Consider the following 392-nt stretch of genomic DNA (forward strand, 5'->3'; position numbering starts at 1 on the left):
GCCTGCAAGCCCAGACCCGTTTCTGGAGCGAACACCTCGGCGGTGCACCGGGCCTGCTGGAACTGCCGACCGACCATCCACGGCCGCAGGTGCAGAGCTACCTCGGCGCCACCCTGGCACTGGAACTCCCGGCCGGGCTGAGCGCCAGGCTGCGCCAGTTCAGCCAGCAACAGGGCCTGACGCCGTTCATGACCCTGCTCGGCGCCTGGTCGATCCTGCTCTCGCGCCTGAGCAACCAGCCGGAAGTGGTGATCGGGACCCCGGTCGCCAACCGCCCGCGCCAGGAAACCGAAGGGTTGATCGGCTTCTTCGTCAACACCCTGGCCCTGCGGGTCGATGTCCAGGCCCACCATCGCGTCGACCAGCTGTTGGCCCGGATCAAGGCCATCACC

1 protein-coding gene is annotated in these 392 nt (G+C 68.4%); it reads left to right on the forward strand.

Annotated features, from left to right (window positions below):
- A partial coding sequence (locus UCMB321_RS28390; RefSeq protein ID WP_040072020.1) for a condensation domain-containing protein occupies positions 1-392 on the forward strand: 392 nt, incomplete at both ends.

Origin of the sequence: Pseudomonas batumici (genome assembly GCF_000820515.1) — a bacterium.
Classification (GTDB): Bacteria; Pseudomonadota; Gammaproteobacteria; order Pseudomonadales; family Pseudomonadaceae; genus Aquipseudomonas; species Aquipseudomonas batumici.